We start from the raw sequence: 2,342 nt of genomic DNA, 5'->3' as shown, positions 1-2,342 counted from the left end.
CTGCGCGTCGTGGTCCTGCGCGATCTTGACCAAGGCGCGGGTGTCCTTCGGAAAGCACGAGCCGCCGAAGCCGGGTCCGGCATGCAAAAATTTCGAGCCGATGCGGTTGTCGAGACCAATGCCGCGCGCGACCTCCTGCACGTCGGCGCCGACCTTTTCGGCCAGATCCGCGATCTCGTTGATGAAGGTAATCTTAGTGGCGAGGAACGCGTTGGCGGCATATTTGATCAGTTCGGCGGTGCGCCGCGCCGTGTACATCACGGGCGCTTGGTTCAGCGACAGCGGGCGATAGATGTCGCCGAGCAGTTTCCGGCCGCGCTCATCCGAGGTGCCGACCACGATACGGTCTGGCCATTTGAAATCGCGGATCGCGGCTCCCTCGCGCAGGAATTCCGGATTGGAGGCGACCACGACATCGGCTGACGGATTGGTCTCGCGGATCAGGCGCTCGACCTCGTCGCCGGTGCCGACCGGCACGGTCGACTTGGTGACGACGACGGTAAAGCCCGACAGCGCGCGCGCGATCTCCTTGGCGGCGGCGTAGACATAGGTCAGGTCGGCATGGCCATCGCCGCGGCGCGAGGGCGTGCCGACCGCGATGAACACCGCATCGGCTTCGGCCACGGGAGCTGTGAGATCGGTCGTGAAGTCGAGCCGTCTGGCCTTGACGTTGCCGGCCACCAACTCGTCGAGCCCAGGTTCGAAAATCGGGATTTCGCCGCGCTGCAGCGCCCTGATCTTGTCGGTGTCCTTGTCGACGCAGGTCACCTGGTGACCGAAATCCGCAAAGCAGGCGCCGGACACCAGCCCCACATAGCCCGTGCCGATCATGGCAATCCGCATGAACCTGTCCACTCCTGTTGGTTAACGAACCCTGATTTTAGGGGCGTCATAAAGCATTTCCGGCTCAGGGGGAACCGCGCAAAATCCTTAATAAGAGCCGGCATGACGTTTGGATGAATAAAGGGGAATGAAACTGTTTACGCCCGATATTACCACCTCAACGCATCAAATCGAGACACCATGACGGCCGAAGGCTCATCCCTTGTCCCGGATCGATCGGTACCCGGACGGATCGACTGGGTGGACTATGCCAAGGGCATCTGCATCGTCATGGTCGTTATGATGCATTCGGTGCTGGGCGTCGAGGCTGCGGCGGGCCAGACCGGCTTCATGCACGTGCTGGTGGCCTTCGCAAAACCCTTCCGGATGCCGGACTTCTTCCTCATTTCCGGGCTGTTCCTTCCGCTCGTCATCGACCGGGACTGGCGCACTTACCTCGACCGCAAAGTGGTGCATTTCGCCTATTTCTATGTGCTCTGGGTCACCATCCAGTTCGGCTTCAAGGCGCCGCCCTTCGCCGCGGAGACGAGCTGGAGCCATGCCGGCTACTTGTACCTGGAGTCCTTCGTCGAGCCGTTCGGCACGCTGTGGTTCATCTACCTGCTGCCGGTGTTCTTCGTCGTGATCAAGTTGTCCCGCGGATTGCCGGCGCTGCTGGTCTGGATCATCGCCGCCGCGTTGGAGTCAGCGCATATCGCGACCACCTGGACCGCGATCGACGAGTTCTGCGCGCGCTTCGTCTACATCTACAGCGGTTATCTGTTCGCCAAATCCGTGTTCGCTCTATCGGACCGGGCGCGCGCGCACCCAGCGCTTGCGCTGGTCGCGCTGGTGGCCTGGGCCGCGCTCGACGGCGGCCTGGTCTACGGCGGCGTCAGCGAATGGCCGGTCATCTCGCTCGCGCTGGGCCTCGCCGGCGCCTGCGCCATCATCACGATCGGCACGCTGCTCGCACGGGCGCAGCTGCTGGGCCGCCTGCGCTTCTGCGGCGAGCGTTCGATCGTGATCTATCTCGCCTTCTTCCTGCCGATGGCCGTGACCCGAACGCTGCTCCTGAAGAGCAACGTGATCGGCGACATCGGTGCCATGTCGCTGATCGTCACCGTGGCCGGCGTGCTCGGCGCGCTCGCGATCTGGCGCGCGGCGCTCGCGCTCAAGGCCAACTTCCTGTTCGAGCGACCCGCTGCATTCTGGATCGCGCCGAGGAGGCGCAGCGCCGTGCTGCAGGCGGCCGAGTAGCGTCTAGCTGTCATCGCCCGGCGTGACGGGGCGACCCAGTACGCCGCGGCCTATCGGTTCAAGCACTGCTGTTTCTGGAATACTGGATTCGCCCGCTTCCGCGGGCGATGACAGTCTTCGATATTGCCGTATGGTCCTAAGCATTGCGCGCCCGACCCGCTGACAGCCGATGACAGCGTGGATAGCGCGACAGCAAGCCCCAAAAATCGCGCCTTCGAGGCTGTCTTTTGCCGCAAAAGTTCTTAGATTGCGGCCATGCC

2 protein-coding genes are annotated in these 2,342 nt (G+C 63.2%); one reads left to right on the top strand and one right to left on the bottom strand.

Annotated features, from left to right (window positions below; translation table 11 throughout):
• On the bottom strand, positions 1 to 843 hold an 843-nt coding region (locus JOZ76_RS19400), incomplete at its 3' end, for a UDP-glucose dehydrogenase family protein (protein WP_291700898.1).
• A gap of 180 nt (positions 844 to 1,023) precedes the next feature.
• Between JOZ76_RS19400 and JOZ76_RS19395 the strand changes: the two genes are divergently transcribed.
• On the top strand, positions 1,024 to 2,082 hold the full coding sequence (locus JOZ76_RS19395) for an acyltransferase family protein (protein WP_291700896.1): 1,059 nt from the start codon (positions 1,024 to 1,026) through the stop codon (positions 2,080 to 2,082).
• The last annotated feature ends 260 nt before the right edge of the window (positions 2,083 to 2,342 follow it).

The sequence above is a fragment of the Bradyrhizobium sp. genome, from assembly GCF_019244115.1.
Classification (GTDB): Bacteria; Pseudomonadota; Alphaproteobacteria; order Rhizobiales; family Xanthobacteraceae; genus Bradyrhizobium.
This window is presented reverse-complemented; position numbering and strand designations above follow the sequence as displayed.